The 20,035-nt window shown below is 66.8% G+C and carries 11 protein-coding genes; 2 read left to right on the top strand and 9 right to left on the bottom strand.

Going from position 1 to position 20,035, the window contains the following annotated elements; genetic code table 11:
* Positions 1 to 9: 9 nt before the first annotated feature.
* The 9 genes from OG203_RS20555 to OG203_RS20595 all read right to left on the bottom strand — a co-directional run bounded on the left by OG203_RS20555 (position 10) and on the right by OG203_RS20595 (position 15,740).
* Complete coding sequence (locus OG203_RS20555) at positions 10 to 483, bottom strand: YbaB/EbfC family nucleoid-associated protein (protein WP_405167250.1); 474 nt, start codon at positions 481 to 483, stop codon at positions 10 to 12.
* Positions 484 to 538: 55 nt separating this feature from the next.
* Positions 539 to 889: a hypothetical protein gene (locus OG203_RS20560; RefSeq protein ID WP_405167251.1), complete on the bottom strand. Its 351-nt coding sequence runs from the start codon at positions 887 to 889 to the stop codon at positions 539 to 541.
* 227 nt (positions 890 to 1,116) lie between these two features.
* Positions 1,117 to 2,826, bottom strand: a complete 1,710-nt coding sequence (locus tag OG203_RS20565; protein WP_405167252.1) for a hypothetical protein — start codon at positions 2,824 to 2,826, stop codon at positions 1,117 to 1,119.
* A 120-nt stretch (positions 2,827 to 2,946) separates the two neighbouring features.
* On the bottom strand, positions 2,947 to 3,396 hold the full coding sequence (locus tag OG203_RS20570; RefSeq protein WP_405167253.1) for a TY-Chap domain-containing protein: 450 nt from the start codon (positions 3,394 to 3,396) through the stop codon (positions 2,947 to 2,949).
* A complete protein-coding gene (locus OG203_RS20575) occupies positions 3,393 to 3,884 on the bottom strand; it encodes a DUF6301 family protein (RefSeq protein ID WP_405167254.1) in 492 nt (163 codons plus the stop codon). The genes OG203_RS20570 and OG203_RS20575 overlap by 4 nt, the downstream gene beginning before the upstream one ends.
* A 104-nt stretch (positions 3,885 to 3,988) precedes the next feature.
* Positions 3,989 to 4,954: an alpha/beta hydrolase gene (locus OG203_RS20580; protein ID WP_405167255.1), complete on the bottom strand. Its 966-nt coding sequence runs from the start codon at positions 4,952 to 4,954 to the stop codon at positions 3,989 to 3,991.
* A gap of 144 nt (positions 4,955 to 5,098) precedes the next feature.
* Complete coding sequence (locus tag OG203_RS20585) at positions 5,099 to 14,194, bottom strand: hypothetical protein (RefSeq protein WP_405167256.1); 9,096 nt, start codon at positions 14,192 to 14,194, stop codon at positions 5,099 to 5,101.
* Between the two features lie 7 nt (positions 14,195 to 14,201).
* On the bottom strand, positions 14,202 to 14,525 hold the full coding sequence (locus OG203_RS20590; protein ID WP_405167257.1) for a hypothetical protein: 324 nt from the start codon (positions 14,523 to 14,525) through the stop codon (positions 14,202 to 14,204).
* Between the two features lie 432 nt (positions 14,526 to 14,957).
* The gene (locus OG203_RS20595) at positions 14,958 to 15,740 is read right to left on the bottom strand and encodes a MerR family transcriptional regulator (RefSeq protein ID WP_405167258.1); all 783 of its coding nucleotides are present in this window, start codon (positions 15,738 to 15,740) and stop codon (positions 14,958 to 14,960) included.
* A gap of 283 nt (positions 15,741 to 16,023) precedes the next feature.
* Between OG203_RS20595 and OG203_RS20600 the strand changes: the two genes are divergently transcribed.
* Together OG203_RS20600 and OG203_RS20605 are read left to right on the top strand one after the other, a co-directional pair.
* Complete coding sequence (locus OG203_RS20600) at positions 16,024 to 17,589, top strand: amino acid permease (RefSeq protein WP_405167259.1); 1,566 nt, start codon at positions 16,024 to 16,026, stop codon at positions 17,587 to 17,589.
* A gap of 101 nt (positions 17,590 to 17,690) precedes the next feature.
* A complete protein-coding gene (locus OG203_RS20605; protein WP_405167260.1) occupies positions 17,691 to 20,012 on the top strand; it encodes a tetratricopeptide repeat protein in 2,322 nt (773 codons plus the stop codon).
* Positions 20,013 to 20,035 lie beyond the last annotated feature (23 nt).

The raw sequence follows: 20,035 nt of genomic DNA on the forward strand, positions 1-20,035 counted from the left end.
ACCAACCGATCACCAACCGGAATCGGTGACCCCCGGCTTGGTCGGCTTGGCCCGATCAACGGTTTCCACGTTGTCGAAGATCATTCCCGGGTCGTCGAGGGCAGCGGCACGATCCGGCGCGTCCGGCTTCGACCGCGGCGCCCGCTCGACGGTCGGCATCATCGAGCTGATGTCGGGCATGCCTTCGACCAGGTCGGACAGTTTCGGCAGCCGGGCACGGTCCTGCTGGATCGGCGCCATCAGCTCTTCGGTTCGCCGCGTCACGTCCGCGGTGGCGTCCTGGGTGGCTTTGAGGATCGCGCGCGCCAGTTCCGCGTACTCGAGGTCTTCCACGCCGCGGCCGAATTTGAGGTCGATGAGCACACCGTCGGCGTTCACCGTCACCGTGACGCGGCCGCCCCGTTCGGAGGCCTTGCCGATCAGGGCAAGGCGCTGGTGTTGCAGTTGCGCGATGGTTCGAAGCTGCGACTGCACTTCGTCCATGAGCCCCGCGACGTCTCCTCGCGAAAAGTCATGCGTCACAGCGATCGACCTTCACTCATCGGTATTCGAAGCCCTGGCTGTTCGGTTTTTCCATTTTCGTCTCGATATCGTCGGCGACCTTGGCTTGAGTGTCGGCGAGCCCGCTGAACGTGCCGGACATTCCCGCATTGCCGTTCTCGCCGACGGCGAAGTCGTGCATGTTCTTCTTCGAGGCGTTGTAGCCGGGGTTTCCCTCGGCGCCGTCGGTGAACTGCTTGCCGAGCTTGTCGTTGCCCCATGGTTGGCCGCGACCGGCGATGGCGGCGTCCAGGTTCGACCACACTCCGGCGACCCGATCGCCTACGTGGCGGGTCTTGCCTGCGGCTGCGCGGAATGCGGCGGGATCGATCTCGAATTTCTCCGCCATCGCAAACCCCTTCCTCCAGTGCCGACCGGGGCAACCCAGCCCCCGTTCACGATCCGCGCGCCGTTCATACGTCGTTCACGTGCGCAGCGACGATCAGTCAAACAACCGTAACACCAACAACACTCACCGACCACTCCAATCGGACGGACCAACGGGCCCCAGAAAATAGGGGCACAACGCGACGAATCAATGTTCAGCGGCGTGCGGACCTGATTCGCGGTCGGTCATTACGATGCCTCAACCGCGCTGTGCCGCTGCTGGAATCGTTCCTCGAACTCCGCGATATAGATCGACGGCGCCACCGACGACGAAGACTGTTCGAGCACACCGTCATCGGCGATATAGAACAACGCACGGCCGATCGCGATCTCGTCCGGTTTGGTCGGCACATACACCATCCAGCCGACGCTGATCCGATCCGCACGCAGGTCTTCCAGTGGGTAGCGGGAGGTGTCCGTGCCGCTGTCGATAATGAACTGGCGAACGCGGGCCAGCGCGTCCTCCTGCGGCATCGGCTCCGGCTGCGTCAGCGTCACACCGCCCATGGTGAGCTGGAAGAAAGCGCTGTCGACATCGAATTCGCCACTGCCGCCGAAGACATCGACCAGCGTGGCACGGGTGGCGACCCCGACCTCGGCCGCCGACACCAGGGTCGCGGCCGCCGCGCGCTGCCTCGGCGTCACGTCCTCGCCGAGCACCCCGCAGACGATGTCGACGACCGTCTCCGCGGTCCACATGCCTGGCACCGCGTCGGCGAGGTCGTCCGCGATCGGCGACTCGGCGCGATACCAGTTCCCGCCCTCCCACCAGTAGCAGAACGACAGCAGTCCGCCCGCCACCCTCGGGTTCAGCACCGGGTTGGCGATCCATTCCGGCGCACCGGCGTACAGCCGCGGCATGGGTTCGCCGAGGTTGTAGACCCCGTCCAGCGCCGGTGCGTTCCACACCCCGCCGGAGAGCACGGCTCGTCCACCGGGCAGGGAGTACAGCGTGGAACCGCTGCGCTTGCGGCCCTCGAACCAGCTCATCGACGGCAGCACCCGTGGCCCGAGTTCCGACCCGGCGGCGACGAACGCGGCCGCGACCACCGCCCATCGGGCGGCCATCAGCGGGTAGGCGGGAAAGTCGTTCCTGGACAGCACGCCGCGCCTGCCCTCGTCCCGATCGACCCTGGCCTGCAGCGCGGCCTGCTGTGGTGTCCGGGACTGGCGGTCACCGTGGCCGATGTAGGCGCCGAGCCAAATCGGCAGGGTCGCACGGGGATACACCTCGAGGTCGGCGCGGTAGATCTCCGGCGGGAACAACTGCTCGTCCGGGAAGGGCTCGTCGCCGTAGTCGTAGTCGACCTCGACCTGGCCGGTGCTGGTCAGGGTGAGCAGATAACGCCACCAGGGTCCGTCGCTCAATTGGGCCGACAGGTGCCGGTGCTCGCGGATCAACGCCAGCACCTCCTCCGGCGGGAATGCTCGGGCGACCCGGTCCTGTTCGTCGGCGAAGACGACAAGCGCGACCTCGGCGCCGACCGTTATCGCGAAGGTCGCCTCCAGCCGTTTCCATCCCTCCGGACCGGCCGCGCCGAGCTCGCGGGCGACCTGATGGCTGATCGCGCTGGCCCGCTCCGCGACGGCGTCGGTCTGCGATGCGGCACCGGCAAGGGTGAAGCCCACATCGGGAGCCTCGTCTTGGGGTTGGCCGGAATCTGTTCCGACCTGGTCGGCCTCGAGCTGTAGTGCGAGGAACTGCCGCATGAGCACCGCTTGCTCGAGCACGTCTTCCTCGACGGAAGGCGCCGCGTCCGCTGACACCAGGAAACGCCGCATGAACGCGTCCTGGGCGGCGGTCGTTTCTTCCGGTGCGGACGCGCCGGATTGCCCGTGATCCGTAGCCGATTCGGCGCGGGGCTGTTCTTGCGGAGCCTCGTCGTCTGGTCTGGTCACGTCGCGGATCTCTCCTCAATCTGGCACAGCGAACAGCAGCCGACCCCGCGGGGCCACTCGAATCATCCTGGCATAGCGGGCCGCGCGGCGAGCGTCGAATATGGCGTCGCCGGGCTCGGCTCAGCTCGCTCGCGTCAACCCGAGCAGTGGCAGTTCGATGCCTCGGTTGTCGGCGTTCTCGTCCCAGGCCTGGTAGACCAGCTCCGCGGGATCGGCGACGCGTAACGCGTCACGCAATCCGGTCACCACCGACGCCGCCAGCCGACGATAAGTGGCCGAGCTCATCGGCCAAGGCGATTCGAGCCACCAGTTGTCGCCGTGGTCGAAATCGGGTCGCTGCCAGCCCGCGTCCGCGAGCAGCTGATTTCCGTCGGCGCCTGCTTGTGCGGCGGGGTCGAGCCATTTATCGCCGACGATTTCCGCCCAGAGAATGTCGTCGAGTTGCCGAAATTGCGCGTAGGGCCGGACTTGCGAGATCGACGCGGACTGGATGATTTTCACCACCGCGCCGTCGGCCAGACCGGCCAGTTCCTCGGCGAGTCCGGCGGCGAATTCTGCCCAGTCGCTCAATTCGATCCTTGATCCTCGAGCGCGATGGCCCGGTCGCGCATGGCAAGCTTGGTATTGGCGAGCAGCGACAATTGAACCCCGACTTCAACGTCCTTGAGCACCAAGGTCGTTTCTTCATCCGCCCAACGGATCTCGGCGGACTTACCCGGTTTACGTTCGGTCGGGTCACCGAGCGCGCCCGTCAGTGCAGTGCTCATGGTGGCGAACGTGTCGCGGGATAAAGCGTGCCCGGCCGCGTCATCGGAGGCGGGGCCGGCCACCCTCGCCCGGATGTACTCGGCCTGCGCGTCGGAACCGGCGATTCGCCCGCTGCCCATGCCGAACCCGGTATCGAGCATTACCCACTCCGGCTCGGCCATTACAACCGTCCAGCCAAATGCTTCCGCCAACGCGGGTGCGTCTTCCAGAAGCCACGACCACTGGACTGACCGGAGCCGAGTGGCCAGGTCGACAATCTCGTCGTCGGTCAGCGCGCGCCATTCCGTCATGCGATCACCCTAGTTGTACGGTCGGACCTCGTCTTTTCTGCGCGATCGACTGTGCCACAACGGGTAGGCATAAACAACAGCGGCGGTTACCCTACGGTGTGCGGCTAGGCCGACCGAGAACCGCGAGTGACCTGCGACTTCTCCGCCGCGGCGACAAACCGTTCGACCGCGTCCAGCGCCGCACGGGCCTCCGGCAGGAACCGGTGGCCAACTTGGAACACATGGAACATGCCCGGCCACAGCTGGACCTCGCAGAGCCCGCCCGCGGCGCGTTGCGCGGCGCCGTAGTGCTCGGCGTCGGCACTGAGCATTTCACCGCCGCCTGCCTGCAACAGCATCGGCGGCAGATCGGGGCCGACGTGGGCGGCCACGTTCAGTCGTGGATCGTCGAAATGGGTTGTGCCGGTGTAGAGCCCGGTCATTCGAGTGGCCAGACCGAAGGACATGAACGCGTCGTCCACCTCGGCGCGGCGGGCGTCGGCCAGCGACCAGGTGGCATCGACCAGTGCCGAGAAGCCGACCAGCGCCCTTGGCTGGGGCAGGCCGAGCTCGCGCAGCTGCACGCACAAGCCGAGCGCCATGTGCCCGCCCGCCGAATCACCCATCAGCACAATGTCTTCCGCGGCATGCCCCTGTTCGAGCAGCCAGAGGTAGCCGTTCAGCACGTCGTCGTGGGCCGCGGGGAATTGGTGTTCCGGGGCGCGCCGGTAGCGCAGGGTGAACGCGGGCCGGTCCAGTCGCCGCGCCAGTTCGGAGACCAAGCCGCGATGGGTGGCCGGGCTGCAACCGACGTAGCCGCTGCCGTGCAGGTAATAGATGAGCGAGTCCCCCGCCCGCGGCACCGCGCCGACCCACTCCCCCATGGCCCGGCCACGCGGACCCGCGACGTCGACCGGTGTGGTCGGCAATGTGCGATCGAACCAGATCCGGCAGGCGACGGCCAGGCCGAGGCGCGCACCGGCGACACCGAGCCGATTGGCGGGCATCCTCGCGCCGAGCGGGCGCAAGGTGGCACGCAACGCGAAAATCGTGCCACGACTCGCCAGGGACACCGGATCACCTTTGATCATCTACCGATTGAACCAACCCCACTCACCCCTGGCAATAACGGCCGATTCAACCGGGCACAGTGCACAAAAGCATCGACTACCAGCTGGTGAGTGGCACATGACGGAGCGTCCGTTGTCCGCTGTGCGGGACCTGTCCTTGCGAGGTCAAGCGAAGATGGCGGCGCGGCGAGACGCGTCGGAAAGCACGTCGCGAACCAGTAGGCCGAGGTCCATATCGGCGGGGAGGGAACGGTAGATCACATCGACCGCGGCGGCACCGGCGACGCTGAGCACGAATCGGGTGTTGCGCTGGTCGTAAGGGCGCCAGTCGACGGCGACCGGGCCGTCGAGATCGAAATCGTGGTCGCCGATACGCATTCCCAGCCTGCCGTTGTGCCGATACAGCACGACAAGGGCAGTACCGAGATCGCCGTAGACGCCACCGAGTTGGTTCATACCGGCGTACGTCGCCTGCAGTACGCCGGTCGTCGGATTGAACTCGGCGAAGACACCGTAGCCAGCGTATGGACGCACGACAACTGTTGCGCTGCCACTGTTTTCGCTGGTGTATGAGCGTCGGCCATACCCGTTGCGGGGTCCGTTGCCACCATTCTGCGGGTTGCCGCTCATGGGCGGTGGAGGCGTGGGAGTCCACGGCGGGAGGGGTGATCCTGGCGGATCGACCGGCGGGATCGGTCCGTCTGAGGACGGAATCGACGGATGTGTCGGCGGATGCGGCAGCGATGGTGCTACAGGGAGACTCGGTGGCACCGGGATCTGCTGTGGTACTGGAAAGTTCGGCGGGACCGGCAGGTTCGGCGGATCCGGCGGGACTGGCGGATCCGACGGCGCAGGTGGACCCGGCGGCACGGGCACCTGTGGTGACACAGGCAGATCCGACGGCACAGGCACCTGCGGCGGGAGGGGTGATCCTGGCGGATCGACCTGTGGGATCGGTCCACCTGGGGACGGAATCGGCGGGTGCGTCGGGAGTAGCGATGGTGGCACAGGAAGATTCGGTGGCACCGGCAGCTGTGGTGGTTCTGGCAGATTCGATGGCACTGGCAAGTTCGGCGCGACCGGTCGATTCGGCGACGCAGGCGGATCCGGCGGTGCGGGCGGGTTCGGCGGGACCGGGGCATGCGGAGGTACAGGCGGGACCGGGGCATGCGGCGGCACAGGCGGTTCCGGCAAGCTCGGCGGTTCCGGCGGGACGGGTGGATTCGGCAGGACGGGCGGATCCGGCAGAGCCGGAGGATTCGGCGGTACGGGCACCTGTGGTGGCACAGACGGAACCGGCGGCACAGGCAACTGCGGCGGGACGGGCAGGTTCGGCGGGAGCGGCATCCGCGGAGGTTCAGGCGGTGCCGGGACGTGCGGCGGCACAGGCGGATCCGGCAAGCTCGGCGGATCCGGCAGGGCCGGAGGATTCGGCGGTACGGGCACCTGCGGTGGCACAGGCGGATTCGGCAGCACAGGCAGTTCCGGCGGGACCGGCAGGTTCGGCACATGCGGCGGTACGGGCAGGACCGGGACGCGCGGCTCGGGCAGAGCTGGTGGATTCGGCGGCACAGGTAGTTGTGGCGGGACCGGCGGGTTCGGCACCTGCGGCGGTACAGGCGGGACCGGGGCGTGTGGCGGCTCGGCCGGAGCCGGTGGCTGCGGCTGCGGCTGCGGCTGCGGCTGCGGCTGCGGCTGCGGCTGCGGAGGAGCGGTTGGGGGTTGCGGGTCCGGGACCGGCCATGGTTTTGGCGTGGATTCGAACGGCTCGGGGAATTCGAAATCGTAGTTTCTCGGCGGATGCGGAATGTGCGACCTCAGTGCCCGGCCCGGCAACTGTGGTGGATGTGAATTCCGTTGGCTTGCATCAGGTTCCGGTGGCTCACCACTGTTTCCACGATTGGTATGCGCGCCATTCTCGCTCGTGTCCGTCCTTGGCGTGGACCCATTAGCGGACTTCGGCTCGTGCTGCGACGCCGACTCAGGGGCCGCCGCGGACTCCCGCTTCGATGACGGGTCAGCGGTAGTCGACGACTCCGCGCTCGTGTCAGGTTCCGGATGCACCGCCGGGTCCCGGCCCGCCGACCCTTCCGGGTCCGACGGCGGACCCTGCGGCAGCACAGCGGCCGTCGGCGGTTCCTCCTCCGGCCCATCGAGGTCGCGCCGCTCGAGTTCGTCGAACTTGGCCGATATCTCGCGGTGCGCATCATCGAGATCCGCCATCAGTCGCTGATGTTCACTCTGCGCCGCGAGATCGTCGCGAACCTGCTCGAGATGATCGAGCACCCGGCGCAGTTCGGCATCCGCGGACTCAGCATGCCGCCGGTAGGCCTCGTCCACCTTCGCCAGCTCACGCGCCAACGACTCATCGATCCGCGAGGTCGGATCTCCCGAATCCGACTCCGGCACAACACCATGCCCATCAAGCTGCCCAGCCAGTTCACGACCAACCTGCTCCAAATGATCGAGCACGCGCTTCAACTCGGCATCGGCCGCATCCGAATGCCGCTGATACGACTCATCAAGCGCAGCAAGTTCACGCGCTAGCGCCTCATCGATCCGCGAGCGCGGATCTCCCGAATCCGACTCCGGCACAACACCATGCTCATCGCGCTGCCCAGCCAGTTCACGACCAACCTGCTCCAAATGATCGAGCACGCGCCGCAACTCAGTGTCGGCCGCATCCGAATGGCGTCGGTATGCCTCGTCTACCTTCGCCAGCTCACGCGCCAACGCCTCGTCGATCCGTGAGCTCGGCTCCCTCGAATCCGACTCCGGCACAACACCATGCCCATCAAGCTGCCCGGCTAGGTCGCGACCAACCTGCTCCAAATGATCGAGCACGCGCTTCAGTTCGGCATCAGCCTGATCCGAATGTCGCTGATACGACTCATCGAGCGCAGCCACCTCACGCGCCAATGCCTCATCGATCCGCGACCGCTGATCCGCCTCCGACCGATCGCCGCGCAATTCCGGGCCAGGCTCCGGCGACTTCGCTGGGTCACTCGATTCGTTGGGTAGCCGTTCCGAATCTGCGTGCTGCACAGCAGTATCCGTATTGGAGCGCTCGTGCGGACCGGCAGATGCCTCAGGCGACTGACCGTTGCTCTCGACGATCGGACGCTCGGCAGCACCGCCCGATCCGGGTCGCCGGGGTGCCGGGTCGACAGGCGTCGAGGTGGGTGCGGGACCGTTCTCGTCGGGCCCATCCAGTCTCGGCGTAGTAGAACCATCGCCAGGGTGTCCGGACTGCTCGCCGGGTGGAAGGTGCTCAGGAGCCCGGTAGAACTCGTCGGCGAGATCGGCGAGGTCTCGGACCTGCGCTGCCCGCTGACGCACCTCGTCACGCATCTTCGCGATCTCCGCGACCAGCTCCTTGCGACTCAGCCCCTCGTGCTTTTCGATCTTGCCGTCGCGGTACGCCTCGTACACCTTGCGGAAGGTCGCGTCGTCGGCACCGGCGAGGTCGACGCCGACGAGCCGGGCCCAGTCCCGGTTGGGGTCAGGTCGGCCGCTCGCACTGTCGCGGTCGCGATCCCAGGTGCCGTCGCCGTCGCCTCGGCCTGGATGGTCGGCGAGCGTCGGCCCGAAGTCGAGCGGGTCCCCGGAACGCAGTGCGTCGCCGATGATGTCGCGCAGCGCGTGGATCGCCTCGGGATCGTGGATCGGCGGCTCGCCGGTCACCCGAGGATCGGCGGACAGATCACCGCGCGGCACATCGGAATACGGATCGATCTTGATCAGTGCGTCGGCGTATTCGGTGAGCGCGCTGGTCAGCAGCTCCTGTTTACCGTCGCGCTCCATCCGCGCGAGTAGCCTGCGCAGCTTCTTCGGATCAAGGCTGTTCGAGTCGAGCCCGTGCACCAGCCTGCCCGCGTCGTTCTTGTGGTATTTCGGCGGGAACAGCTCGGCCGGCTCGACGCCGAGTCGCTTCGCGAGCTGATCGCGCGCGGCGGCCACGGCGGCGGGGTCGAGATCGCGCAGCTGCTTGGCGTACCCGACGATGTCGCCTATCTGCTGGGCTCGCAACGCGTTTCGGAACGAGTCGTCGGTCAGCGCCTCGGCGATGCGCTGCGGGGTCAGCTCCGCCTCGGGGATGCCGAGGCGGGTGGCCAGTTGACTACGCGCGTCACCGATGTCGTTGAACGACTCGATATCGTTCATCGACCGCGCGAAGTCGGCGAGCGCCTCGATCTGTCCGGCGCGAACGGCGTTGTCCAGCTTCAGGTCCGAGATCGTCCGCGCCAGCCGCTCCGGATGCAACGCCTCCGGAGCGAGGCCGAGCTGCTGCGCCAGATCCACCAGGTCCGCAAGGACTTCGGCGCGTGGCCTCGGCGGCTCCGGAGTACTCCCGACTGCCGGATCGCTGTGCCGCACATCGGCAGAGTCGAGAACGACCGGGCGCCACCGACCGTCGCTGTCGCGCAACATCGTTACCGCCAGCTCGCGACCGTCGATCGTCTCCCGGTGGTGATAGACGTCGGGGGTCGCGACCGGGTCGAGATAGATACGACCGGCTCGATCCGTGCGCGCGGAGTGGTAGTCGACCTGCACCTCGCCGCGGTTCACCGCGTGCGCGAGCTCCGGATTCTCGGCCAGCGCCCTGGCCAGCGCGGCGCCGCGATCCTGCGGTCCGTCGATGACGATGAGCCGATCCGGCACGCCCTCGCCGACCGGAATGCGGGCGACCTGGTCGCCATAGGGTTGTCCGACGGGCGGCTGGTCGTCGGATTCGGGATGCAGGCGGATCTCGGCGGCATCGGCGAATTCGGCGACCCGCTCGGCGCGTGCCTGATTCTCGGCCCGCAGTTCGTCGAGTCGCTGCGTGGTTACCGTGTCCAGGTCGAGGCCGAACATCTGTGCCCAGGTGGACAATTCGTCACGGAGCTGGTCGCGGCGCAGCGCGTGCTCGAAGAACGCCCTCGGTCCCTGATCGCGACCGAGTTCGTCATCGTTCGGCCCGATATCACCCCATTCCTTCAGCGGGTCCGCGCCGTTGCCGACCGGCCGGTAATGCTGCACCCCCGGTTCACCGTCGAAGGCCGCATTGATCTCCTTGAGGAAGCGGCCCATCGGGTTGTCGTCGAAGAAGCTGACTTCGTCGGAGTACGGGATGGGATGACCGGCCGGGTCGGGCTCGCCGCGGCGGGCGGGACGCTGGCCGTAATCGTCCTCATCGAACTCGTCGTCACGGAAGAAGTCGTCGTCGTCGCGCCGACGCGCGTCAGGCCCGTCGATTTCGCCGGGTGGTCGATTACGCTGCTCGCCCTCGTCCAGCGCGTGTCGCGAATCTTGGCCTGCGACATTCTCTTTCGTGTACGGGCGGGTGCGTTCCTCATTGAATCGCCGGTGCGCGTCCGCGAGTCCTTCGATCGCCGCCGCCTCGCGCAGCGCGCGGTACTCCTGTTCGTCGATGACCCGGCGCACCGTCGCCGGATCCTCGTCGGGCAGATCGAAACCGAACCGATCCGCCAGCTCCGACAGCGACTCATGTTCCGGCGGTGGGCCATCCGGCTCGGCAGCGGGCTCCGGGTGCGCGGGTGGTTCCTGCTCGAGGTGCCGTGCCTCCTCCTCGGAGACCAGACCCAACCGCTCCATATCGTCGACGATCCGCTGGCGCTGGTCCGGATCGGACACGGCGAGAGCGTCTTCGAGGACGGCCCTGGCCTCGTCCGCCGACATCTGCTTGACCTCGAACAGGTCGGTGATGGTCTCGCGCACCAGGTCCGGGTCGGCATCGCTGACCCAGAATCGGTACTCCTCGCCGTCCGCGGTGCGCGGCGCCACGAAATCGCCTGCGACATCGGGGGTTCGGCCCGACAGCTGGCCAAGGATGGGCAGGTGTTCCCGGTTCTTCCAGATCGTCGCGCCCTCTTTCAGGATGCGAGCGACGTTGGGCGCCTTATCCGGTTCCTCCGGGGTGGGCCCCACATGCGGAACGTCCGGCGAATGCGGCACGTGCGGCGCGGGGGTGGGCGGCCGATCTAGCAGATGCGGTGCGTTGGCGACCCCATCGCGCAGTGCCGTCTGCCCGCGGCCATCCTCACCCGATCCAGACGGGTACTTGGGGTAATCCCCCTCGTAGCCGCGAACGTAGGTCTTGTCCCGAATGCGTTCCCACGCACTGCGAAGCGGCGACTTCTTCTCGACCTCGCCAGATCCCTCCGGCCGAGCTGGTGGTTCGCCCTCCTCGGCTGGCACTGCGCGCCAATGATTCTCGCCGTCCGGCTCCAGCGCCAGCGGTATCCGTTCGCCCTCGATATCGACGGTGAACGGCTTGGTCTCGTCAGCGAGTGAGATCGAGTCCGGTTCCAGCGCCGGGGACTCGCCGGATTCGTTGTCGCGGTTGTTGTTCGACGATTCGCCGCCCGGATCACCTGGCGAAGCGGGCCGTGGTGGTTCACCGGGCGGCTGCCGCGCGCCACCGTCCGAACCCGAAGCCGGTTCGACGGGCCCGCCCGCCGCGTCGGGTGGCCGTTGCCCGACATCGACATTGCGTAAAGCCGGTTCCGGCACCTCGACACCTTCGTGCTGGTGCGGAATTCCGTTCTCGTCGAACAGGATCGTGCGAGTGACCTGCACCGGGTAGTCGGAGCTCGGCAGTCTCGGCGGGAAGTCGTGCCGCAGGCCGGCCGTCGGATCGTGCACCACGACCTCGCCGTTCTCCTTGAGCAGCACGTAGGCGTGTGCGCCGACGTTGTGCTCGTCGGTCTTGCCGTAGATATCCACGACCAGCGCGGCTACCCCGTCGGGGCGCTCGATCGGGTGGCCGTCGGAGTCGAGGACGAGACTGCCGTCCGGCCCGGTCTCGTACATCAGCGCATCGCGAATATCGTTGTGATTCCCGACATCTCGCAACGGCACCCCGGCCGCCTGCTCGATCTCGCTCTGGGAGACGCCGTCCAAGCCGACTTCCCTGGTCGGCACCTCGATCACGTCGCTACCCGTGGCCTGACGGATCAATTCGAGACTGCGGATCGCGCAGTCGCGCGGCTGCTCGGTGTCCTGCGGATCCGGTCGTGTGGTGGCGTGGTCGTCATCGGTGCCCGCAACCGGCTCGGGGTGTGCGGTCCGGTCCGCGCGCGGTGATGCGTCGGTGCCGGGCACCGCGGCGAGTGGCAGCAGACCGGCCGCGTCGAGGGGCGATGGACCGTCGCCCTCGCGCCGAGACTGCGGGGAGTCGGCTGTTTGCCGTACTGCGGCATCGTCCACCCCGGCCCGCGAGGCAGGTTCGCCGCGCGAGCCCGACTGCAGGGCCGACCGATGGTCGGTGCCGCGCGGTGACCCGTCCGCTACGCCGGTGCGACTGCCTGGACGTGCGGCGGTGCCGTCGCCGCGGACATCGCTGGCACGGGGACGATCGCCGGACGGTCGGCCCTCTCCCTCGGGTCGACCGTCCGGAGTTCCGGCCCGTGGTTGCTCGACCCGCGGGGCATCCGATCCGGTGCTCGCACGCACGTCCCCGGCTACCGGCCGGATGGAGTTGGATGATGCTGAGGTGTTGCGGCTTTCGCCGTTGGACGTCGAATTAGCCGATACCGGATGTGCGGGCGTGGCGTTCGCGGTGGCGGTGGCGGTGGACGATGCCGGGGTGGGCGCGTTGGTGACCAGTCCGCCATCGACATTGCGCGGCGAAACCGGTTCGTTGCCAGTGGATGTGGCGTCGATGCGACTGTCGGAACCGGGCCCGTGCACAGCATCCGCCTGTGCCGCGTCCGCACGGTGGGTTGCGGTATCGCCTGAATCAGCGTGCGCGGCAACGCGGTCTGGGCTCGTGAGACCACCACCGACCGGTCGACCGCTGCCATCACCGATCCGACTGTCGCCATCGGAACGGGTTGTCGATGCCGAATCCCCGGCCCGGTCCGCCCCCCTGGTCCCGGCGTCGCCCGATCGACTTGGGTCGCCCGCTCCCCGGTTATCGCCAGAGCCGTTGGCGTCGCTCGAATTCCGAGCGTCACCCGATCCCCGCGCATCACCGGACCCCCGACTGTCGCCAGACCCGTTGACATCACTCGGATTCCGGCCGTTGCCCCCGTCCGCACCGCCCTGCCGAGCACCGCTGTCCGCCCCGCCACCTCGGCTATCAGCACCCGAGGTACCGGCAGGCCGGGTCGCACCACCGTCACCCACCGTGCCCCGACCGCTGCCATCCCCACTACCGGCGGGCAGTCCGGCACCATCGGGCCGAAACCCGACGCGGGTACCGTCAGTCGAATTCGCGCCGCCGCCGGGGTTGACCACATCCTCGAAGCGAGACCCGAAACTGGGCCTGTTGAACAGGTCCGGCCGCATGCTCCCCCAAGCATGCTGTGCGCCAACCTTGTTCAGGCCCGACATCGCGCCGTTCGACGCGCCCGCGGTGAACATCCGCCAATCGACCTGGGTGTTCTTCAGGTTGGTCCACGCGTCGCCCCAACCGTTCCTTGCGGCGTCGATCCCGAACTGGGTGCCGGTCGCGGCGACAAAGCCCGCCCCCGCGCCGACCAGACCGGAGGCGGGGCCGGTGATCGCGGCCCGCATCCACGGCTTCATCTCCGCGCTCAGCCGGTGCCCGAGCCAGTCGCCGAGCGGGCCGGCCGCGGCGCCGCCTGCGGCCGAGCTCACCGCGGTGACCGCGACCTGGTCCCAGTTGATCCCGCTGCGGTGACCGTGCTTGACCTGCCATTCCTGAACGCCGAGTTCCTGCAGCGTGCCGAGCACCATATCGATCGCCACGTGCTTGAGCAGGAACTTCACGAACTTCGACGCGATGAGCTTGCCGACGTGCCGGATGATCGCGGAGACGACCCGCTCACCGATCACCCGAATCGCGATCCGGGTGGCGCCGATCGCGGCCGCCTCCAGCGCGGGCGCGGCCAGCGGAAACAGCCATGACGCGGCGATTTCGCCCGCGAGCAGGCCGAGCGAGGACCAGTACATCAGCTTGGCGTATTCGATCTCGGAGCCGACGCCGTTGGCGGATTCGCCGATCTGGTCGAAGAGCTCCGCGAGCTTGTTCAGCGACTGGTCTTTATCCGAACCGTCGCCGTACCGCAGGCCGTCGAAGCCTTTTACCATCTCCTCGACACCCTCGCCGAAGGGATAGGCCGTCAGCGCGGCACTCTTCGCCACGTCGATATCGGTGAGGATGCTGCGCAGGTCCGCGGCCGCGGTGTGCCAGTCCTGGGCCAATGCCCACATCTGGTCTTCGTTGCCCTCCGGCCACTCCATGCCGACAATAGGCGCGAGCCACTCCAGATAGCCCGGCAGTTCGATCATGTTCGGGTCAGCGGAAACCGTCGCGGTTGCCGTGTTCCACCTTCTCGAGCAGCTTGGCGCTCTTGGTCTGCCCGGTCGAGAAGTTGTCGAGCGAGCCAGCGATGTTCTGCGCGCCGGCGATCATGTTGTCCCTCGACGCGGTGTAACCGCCGGACCCGTCCGGCCCGTTCGCGAAGTTATTGCCGAGTGTGTCGTTGCCCCAGGGGTTTCCGCGCGCGTTGATCGACGACTGCAGGGTGTGCAGCACCGCGTTGATTCGGTCGCGCGCGTCGGCGGTCTTCTTCGCTGCCTTGAAGAACAGATCCGAGTCGTACTGGACTTTGTCCGCCACCGCGTTCCCTCCGCGTATGTGCGGTTACGCCGCACTTACCTCAGCTCGTACGCATCCGACGATGACAGTCGATAGCAACTCCCCTGTTGCTCGCACATGAACGGAAAGTGCCGCGACAGTTACATGCAACAAGTGGGTACACCTAGTCGTTCACCTGGCGAAATGTGTTATACGCGTGGGCGTTCGAGGACCTGGCGATCTCAGCTGAAGGTGACGAGGAGGCAGGTCACTGCGAAAAGCTCGACCGCGCAAGGCATCAGGTACTTCTGCGTGATGCGTCGCGGGAGCGGGGATGCCCACGGAGGGCGGCCCGGGTTGCCAGGTTCCGGAAGCATGCGCAGCTTGGCGTCGCTTTGTGCATGCCCCCGGATCCCGACTTAAACGTTACATCGAAGGACGTGCCGCTGTCCAGCGGCAAGGTTTGAGCTGTGGTTATAGCCCGGGCAGCTCGTCGGCCAGCTCCGCGATATCGCGTTCGAGGTACCGCGCGACGAAACGATTGACCAGCTCAGCCGCGGCCTGACCAGGTACAACGCGGGCGGCAAGCACCCGCTCGGCAAGCTCGGCCCGATCCTCGGGGGTACGCCCCGACTGCCGGAACGACTGCCAGGCGGTCCGCTCGAAGACATCAACGAATCGACGGGCAATGCGGTCGCAATCGCCCCGCAACCGCTCGATCTCGTCGAGCACCTGCGCGGGCGACGCACCCGCCGCCGCCAATTGCTCGGCGATCCGAACGAGCTGATGGTCGGCGACGAGGTAGGTGGCGGCGTCGAGCGGCTCGTACATTCCGGTCGCGACGACCCGGGCGAGACCATGCGGAACATCACGGTAGTGATCAGCGAGTTCGGTTGCGGCAACGACCTTTTCGTCAACAGACGGCGGCACATGCGGATCGACCGGCGCGCCGGGTTCTGCGCTAACACCGGGATGGGCGATGGCCTCCGGTTCGGGAACGCCGAGGATGTCACCCAGGTCGTCCCCGCGGTCCCAGGCTTCGAGCAGTTCCCTGATGCCGTTGAGCTTGATGCCCCGATCCAGCAACCGGCCGATGGTGCGCACCCGGTTGAGGTGTTCGGACCCGTAGAAACCGGTGCGCCCCTTCACCTGCGGGGGCGGCAGCACGCCTCGCTCGTGATAGACGCGCAGGCTCCGCACGGTCGTGCCGGCCTGACGCGCCAGCTCGTCGATCGTAAACTCCGTACCTGCTGCCATAACTCAAGGAAACCACACCGTAACCCGCGCTGACCGCCGGTCCGAAGGTGCGTTATTTCACCGCGGTCCGCGAAGCCGGGACCGCCGACGGTCCCGGGAGCCGTCGCGGGCCCGCGCGATAACCGTTGCCGCCCCGGACAATTGCCGTCCGGTAGCCGTCAGCGCGGCCCCACATGACGATTTCGTTTCATGAGATGACATTCATGTACATGTGTTGAACGTGCCGTTAAACAGCGGTACGTTACTGAGCGATATGACTGCCGTCACATGAAAGGCCCCACGCATGACCATCGTTCGACCTCCCTCAGAGACGCAGGAGCCGACCGCGCGTGCCCTGCATGCCGAGGATGCGGGCTATCACAAGGCGCTACGCCCACGCCAACTGCAGATGATCGCCATCGGCGGCGCGATCGGCACCGGGCTGTTCCTCGGCGCCGGCGGCCGGTTGAAGGACGCCGGCGCGGGGCTTTTCGTGGCGTATGCCGTGTGCGGCATCTTCGTCTTCTTCATCCTGCGGGCACTCGGTGAGCTGATCCTGCACCGCCCGTCGTCGGGCTCGTTCGTCTCCTACGCCCGCGAGTTCTACGGCGAGAAGCTCGCCTTCGGTGTCGGCTGGATGTACTTCTTCCACTGGTGTATGACCGGCATCGTCGACATCACCGCGATCGCCACCTACGTCCACTACTGGGGCAGCCTGCAGGTGATTCCGCAGTGGACGATCGCGCTCATCGCGTTGGCACTGGTGGTCAGCATCAACATGGTGTCGGTGCGCTGGTTCGGCGAGATGGAATTCTGGGCCGCGCTGATCAAGGTGGTCGCGCTGATGGGCTTCCTCATCGTCGGCACCATATTCCTGGCGGGCCGATTCCCGATCCAGGGCAACACCACCGGGATCAGCGTGATCAGCGACCACGGCGGTTTGCTGCCGAACGGCACGATTCCGCTCGTCCTGTCCACCACCGGCGTCATCTTCGCCTATGCCGCGGTGGAACTGATCGGCACCGCCGCCGGTGAGGCGGAAAACCCGGCCAAGATCATGCCGCGCGCCATCAACTCGGTCATCGCCCGCATCGCGCTGTTCTATGTCGGATCGCTGATATTGCTGTCACTGCTGTTGCCTTACACCGCGTTCAAGTCCGGTGAGAGCCCCTTCGTCACCTTCTTCTCCAAGATCGGCGTCGGCGGCGCAGGCACGATGATGAACCTGGTCGTGCTGACCGCGGCGTTCTCCAGCCTGAATGCCGGGCTCTACTCCACCGGCCGAATCCTGCGATCGATGTCGATGAACGGCAGTGCCCCCGCGATGGCGGGTCTGATGTCCAAACGCGGCGTGCCTTACGTGGGCATTCTCGCCACCGGCGCGGTCGCGCTGGTCGGTGTCGGGCTCAACGCCCTCGTTCCGCAGAAGGCCTTCGAAATCGTGCTGAACATGTCGGCGTTGGGCACCATCACGGCGTGGGCCGCGATCGTGGTCTGCCAGCTCAAGCTGTGGCGTTGGTCGAAGGAAGGACGGATGGAGCGCCCCTCCTTCCGGCTGATCGGCGCGCCGTACACGAGCATCGCGACACTGGTGTTCCTGGCCGCGGTGGTCGTGCTCATGCTGTTCAGCGGTAGCGATGTGCAGCGTGGCGCCGTCATCGCGATGGCGGTGATCATGATCCCGGCCATGATCGGCGGCTGGTTCCTCGCCCGGCGCAGGGTTATGCATCTCGCGGCGATGCGCGAAGGCTATACCGGCGCATTCCCGGTGGTCGCCGAGCGACCGATGGAACATCGCGATCCTCGTATTACCGAAATATCCCGCGCAAGCAACGACACCGCAACGCACAATGAGGCAGAATCGCGATAAGGCCGACCTGTCCTATCCGCTCCGCGGCACGGTAATCCACCGGTGCCGCGGAGCGGAGCGGGTTGGCCCGCTGTTGTAATCGCGGGTGCTGAGAGGGTCGAATGCCGGAACACCTCAGTGGATCCGACGACATTCGCCAGGACGCACCGTCGGCCACACTGACCCGCAATCCCGCGGAAATGACGTATCGGGCCCAGTATCCCTGGGCAACCCGGCGCGCGACGGCAACCGAAACCACTCCGTGGTCGCCCGATCAGAACGATTCGCTATCGCCGGAGAACGAACCGAGCTCCGAACGCAGTGTTCGCTCCCGACCGAGTGTTCGCCGCCTCAGCGCGGGACTTGTCGACCTGCCGAGGGTGTCACTGGTCGACCCGGCCGCCGCTATGCTCCGCCATCCCGAAGTTCCCGAAGACAAACGGTTCTGCTGGAAATGCCAGAAGCCCATCGGCCGATCGGCCGGCACCGAGCCAGGGGCGACGGCGGGTAAATGCCCGAATTGCGGGTCACCGTTCAACTTCCGGCCGCTGTTGGCCACCGGCGATGTGATAGCCGGTCAATATGAAGTGCAGGGCTGCCTCGCCTACGGCGGTATGGGCTGGATATTCCTGGCCCGCGATCGCAATGTCAGCGACCGCTGGGTCGTCTTGAAAGGGCTGCAGAACCCGCTCGACTTCGAAGCACACGTCGTCGCGCTCGCCGAACGCCAGTTCCTGTCGGAAATGGCGCATCCGGGGATCGTGAAAATCTTCAACTTCGTCAAGCATCGGTCGGCGGAGGGAATTCCGTGCGGATACATCGTGATGGAGTATGTGGGTGGGCAATCGCTGAAGGAAATGCTCGATCTTCGCGCACCTGAACGCATCCCGGTGGCCGAGGCCATCGCGTATGTGATGGAAGTACTGCCGGCGCTGGATTACCTGCACTCGTTCGGCCTTGCCTACAACGATCTGAAGCCGGACAACATCATGGTCACCGAGGACGAGGTCAAACTCATCGACCTCGGCGCGGTGGCGGCCAGGGAATCCGGCGGCAGTCTCTACGGCACGCTCGGCTATCAGGCACCCGAATTCACCAGCACCGGTCCGACGGTGGCCTCCGATATCCACACGGTCGGCCGGACGCTGGCCGCGTTGACCCTGCGGATGCCCACCGACCAGCTCGGCCCGAAACTGCCAGGCATCCCGTCCGCCGACGAGGAGCCGGTGCTGCGCCGCTATCCGTCCTTCGAGCGGCTGCTGCTGCGGGCCACCGATCCCGATCCGGCGCAACGGTTTCCGTCCGCGTACGCGATGTACCGTCAACTCGCTGGCGTGCTCCGCGCGGTCCTCACCGAGGACACGAACCAGGAGTACCCGCAGACCTCGGCCGTATTCGGTTCGCCGCGTGGCGATTTCGGTATCGACACGCTGATCCGGCAGACCGAGGGAGTCATCGAGGGCCTGCATTTGACGCTGACCCTCGATCCGCCGAGTGTCGTTGCCGCACTGCCGGTGCCGCTGATCGACAGCGAGGATCCGAGTGCGGAACTGCTGTCTCCCCTACTGCACGGCGATCCGCAGCGGACCCTCGACACCCTGCGCCAGAGCACCGCGGACATGAGCGCGGGAGCCATCAGCACACCCGAAACCTTTGACCTGGAAGGCACTTTGACCGCCGTGCGGGCGCATCTCGACCTCGGCGAGGTCGAGCAGGCACGGGTAAACCTCGAGCATCTATTGCCCGGCTATCACACGGACTGGCGGATCGACTGGTACACCGGTATCGCCGAATTGTCCTGCGCCGAATTCGCGCGGGCATATGAGCATTTCGATCGCGTGCACTCCATGGTCCCCGGTGAGATCGCGCCGCTGCTAGCGCTGGCCGCCACCGCCGAACTCATGCTGCAAACGAGCGAGAACTCCGACGAGCCGAACCGGTGGCGCCGCGCGGCCACGGATTACTACCAGTCCGTCTGGCGAAACACCCGTGGTGTGGCGAGCGCGGCGTTCGGTCTGGCGCGCAGGCTTGCCGTCGACGGCGACGTGTTCACCGCCGTTGCCACGCTGCGGCAGGTGCCGGATTCCTCGCGGCACCACAATGCCGCGCAGATGACCGCGTGTCTGCTGCTGGCCACCAAACCGGTAACCGAGCTGACCCAAACAGATCTCGACGCGGCGGCCGCGCACCTGCACGCGCTACCGGACGAGCCGCGACTGATGCAGCTGCAGGCGATCGTCTTGACCGCCGCGCTGGCCTGGCTGAGCCGGGGTGGGCGACCGGAGCCGCGCGGCACGATCCTCGGGTTCCGCTATACGGAGGCGGGCCTGCGTGGCGGACTGGAATCGGTGCTGCGCGCGGTGGCACGGTCCACGCCGAACCGGCTGCATCGGTATGCGCTGATCGATCTGGCCAACGACATTCGTCCCCGTTCCCTGTGGTGAGAGCGGTTCTGGACGCACAGCCG

Origin of the sequence: Nocardia sp. NBC_01499 (assembly GCF_045040275.1) — a bacterium.
Taxonomy (GTDB): domain Bacteria; phylum Actinomycetota; class Actinomycetes; order Mycobacteriales; family Mycobacteriaceae; genus Nocardia.

Excerpts from the sequence above, each read along its gene's own strand:
- OG203_RS20555 (WP_405167250.1), bottom strand. The coding sequence starts at position 483 with ATGGACGAAGTGCAGTCGCAGCTTCGAACCATCGCGCAACTGCAACAC.
- OG203_RS20560 (WP_405167251.1), bottom strand. The coding sequence starts at position 889 with ATGGCGGAGAAATTCGAGATCGATCCCGCCGCATTCCGCGCAGCCGCA.
- OG203_RS20575 (WP_405167254.1), bottom strand. The coding sequence starts at position 3,884 with ATGACGGAATGGCGCGCGCTGACCGACGACGAGATTGTCGACCTGGCC.
- OG203_RS20580 (WP_405167255.1), bottom strand. The coding sequence starts at position 4,954 with ATGATCAAAGGTGATCCGGTGTCCCTGGCGAGTCGTGGCACGATTTTC.
- OG203_RS20585 (WP_405167256.1), bottom strand. The coding sequence starts at position 14,194 with ATGATCGAACTGCCGGGCTATCTGGAGTGGCTCGCGCCTATTGTCGGC.
- OG203_RS20595 (WP_405167258.1), bottom strand. The coding sequence starts at position 15,740 with ATGGCAGCAGGTACGGAGTTTACGATCGACGAGCTGGCGCGTCAGGCC.
- OG203_RS20600 (WP_405167259.1), top strand. The coding sequence starts at position 16,024 with ATGACCATCGTTCGACCTCCCTCAGAGACGCAGGAGCCGACCGCGCGT.
- OG203_RS20605 (WP_405167260.1), top strand. The coding sequence starts at position 17,691 with ATGCCGGAACACCTCAGTGGATCCGACGACATTCGCCAGGACGCACCG.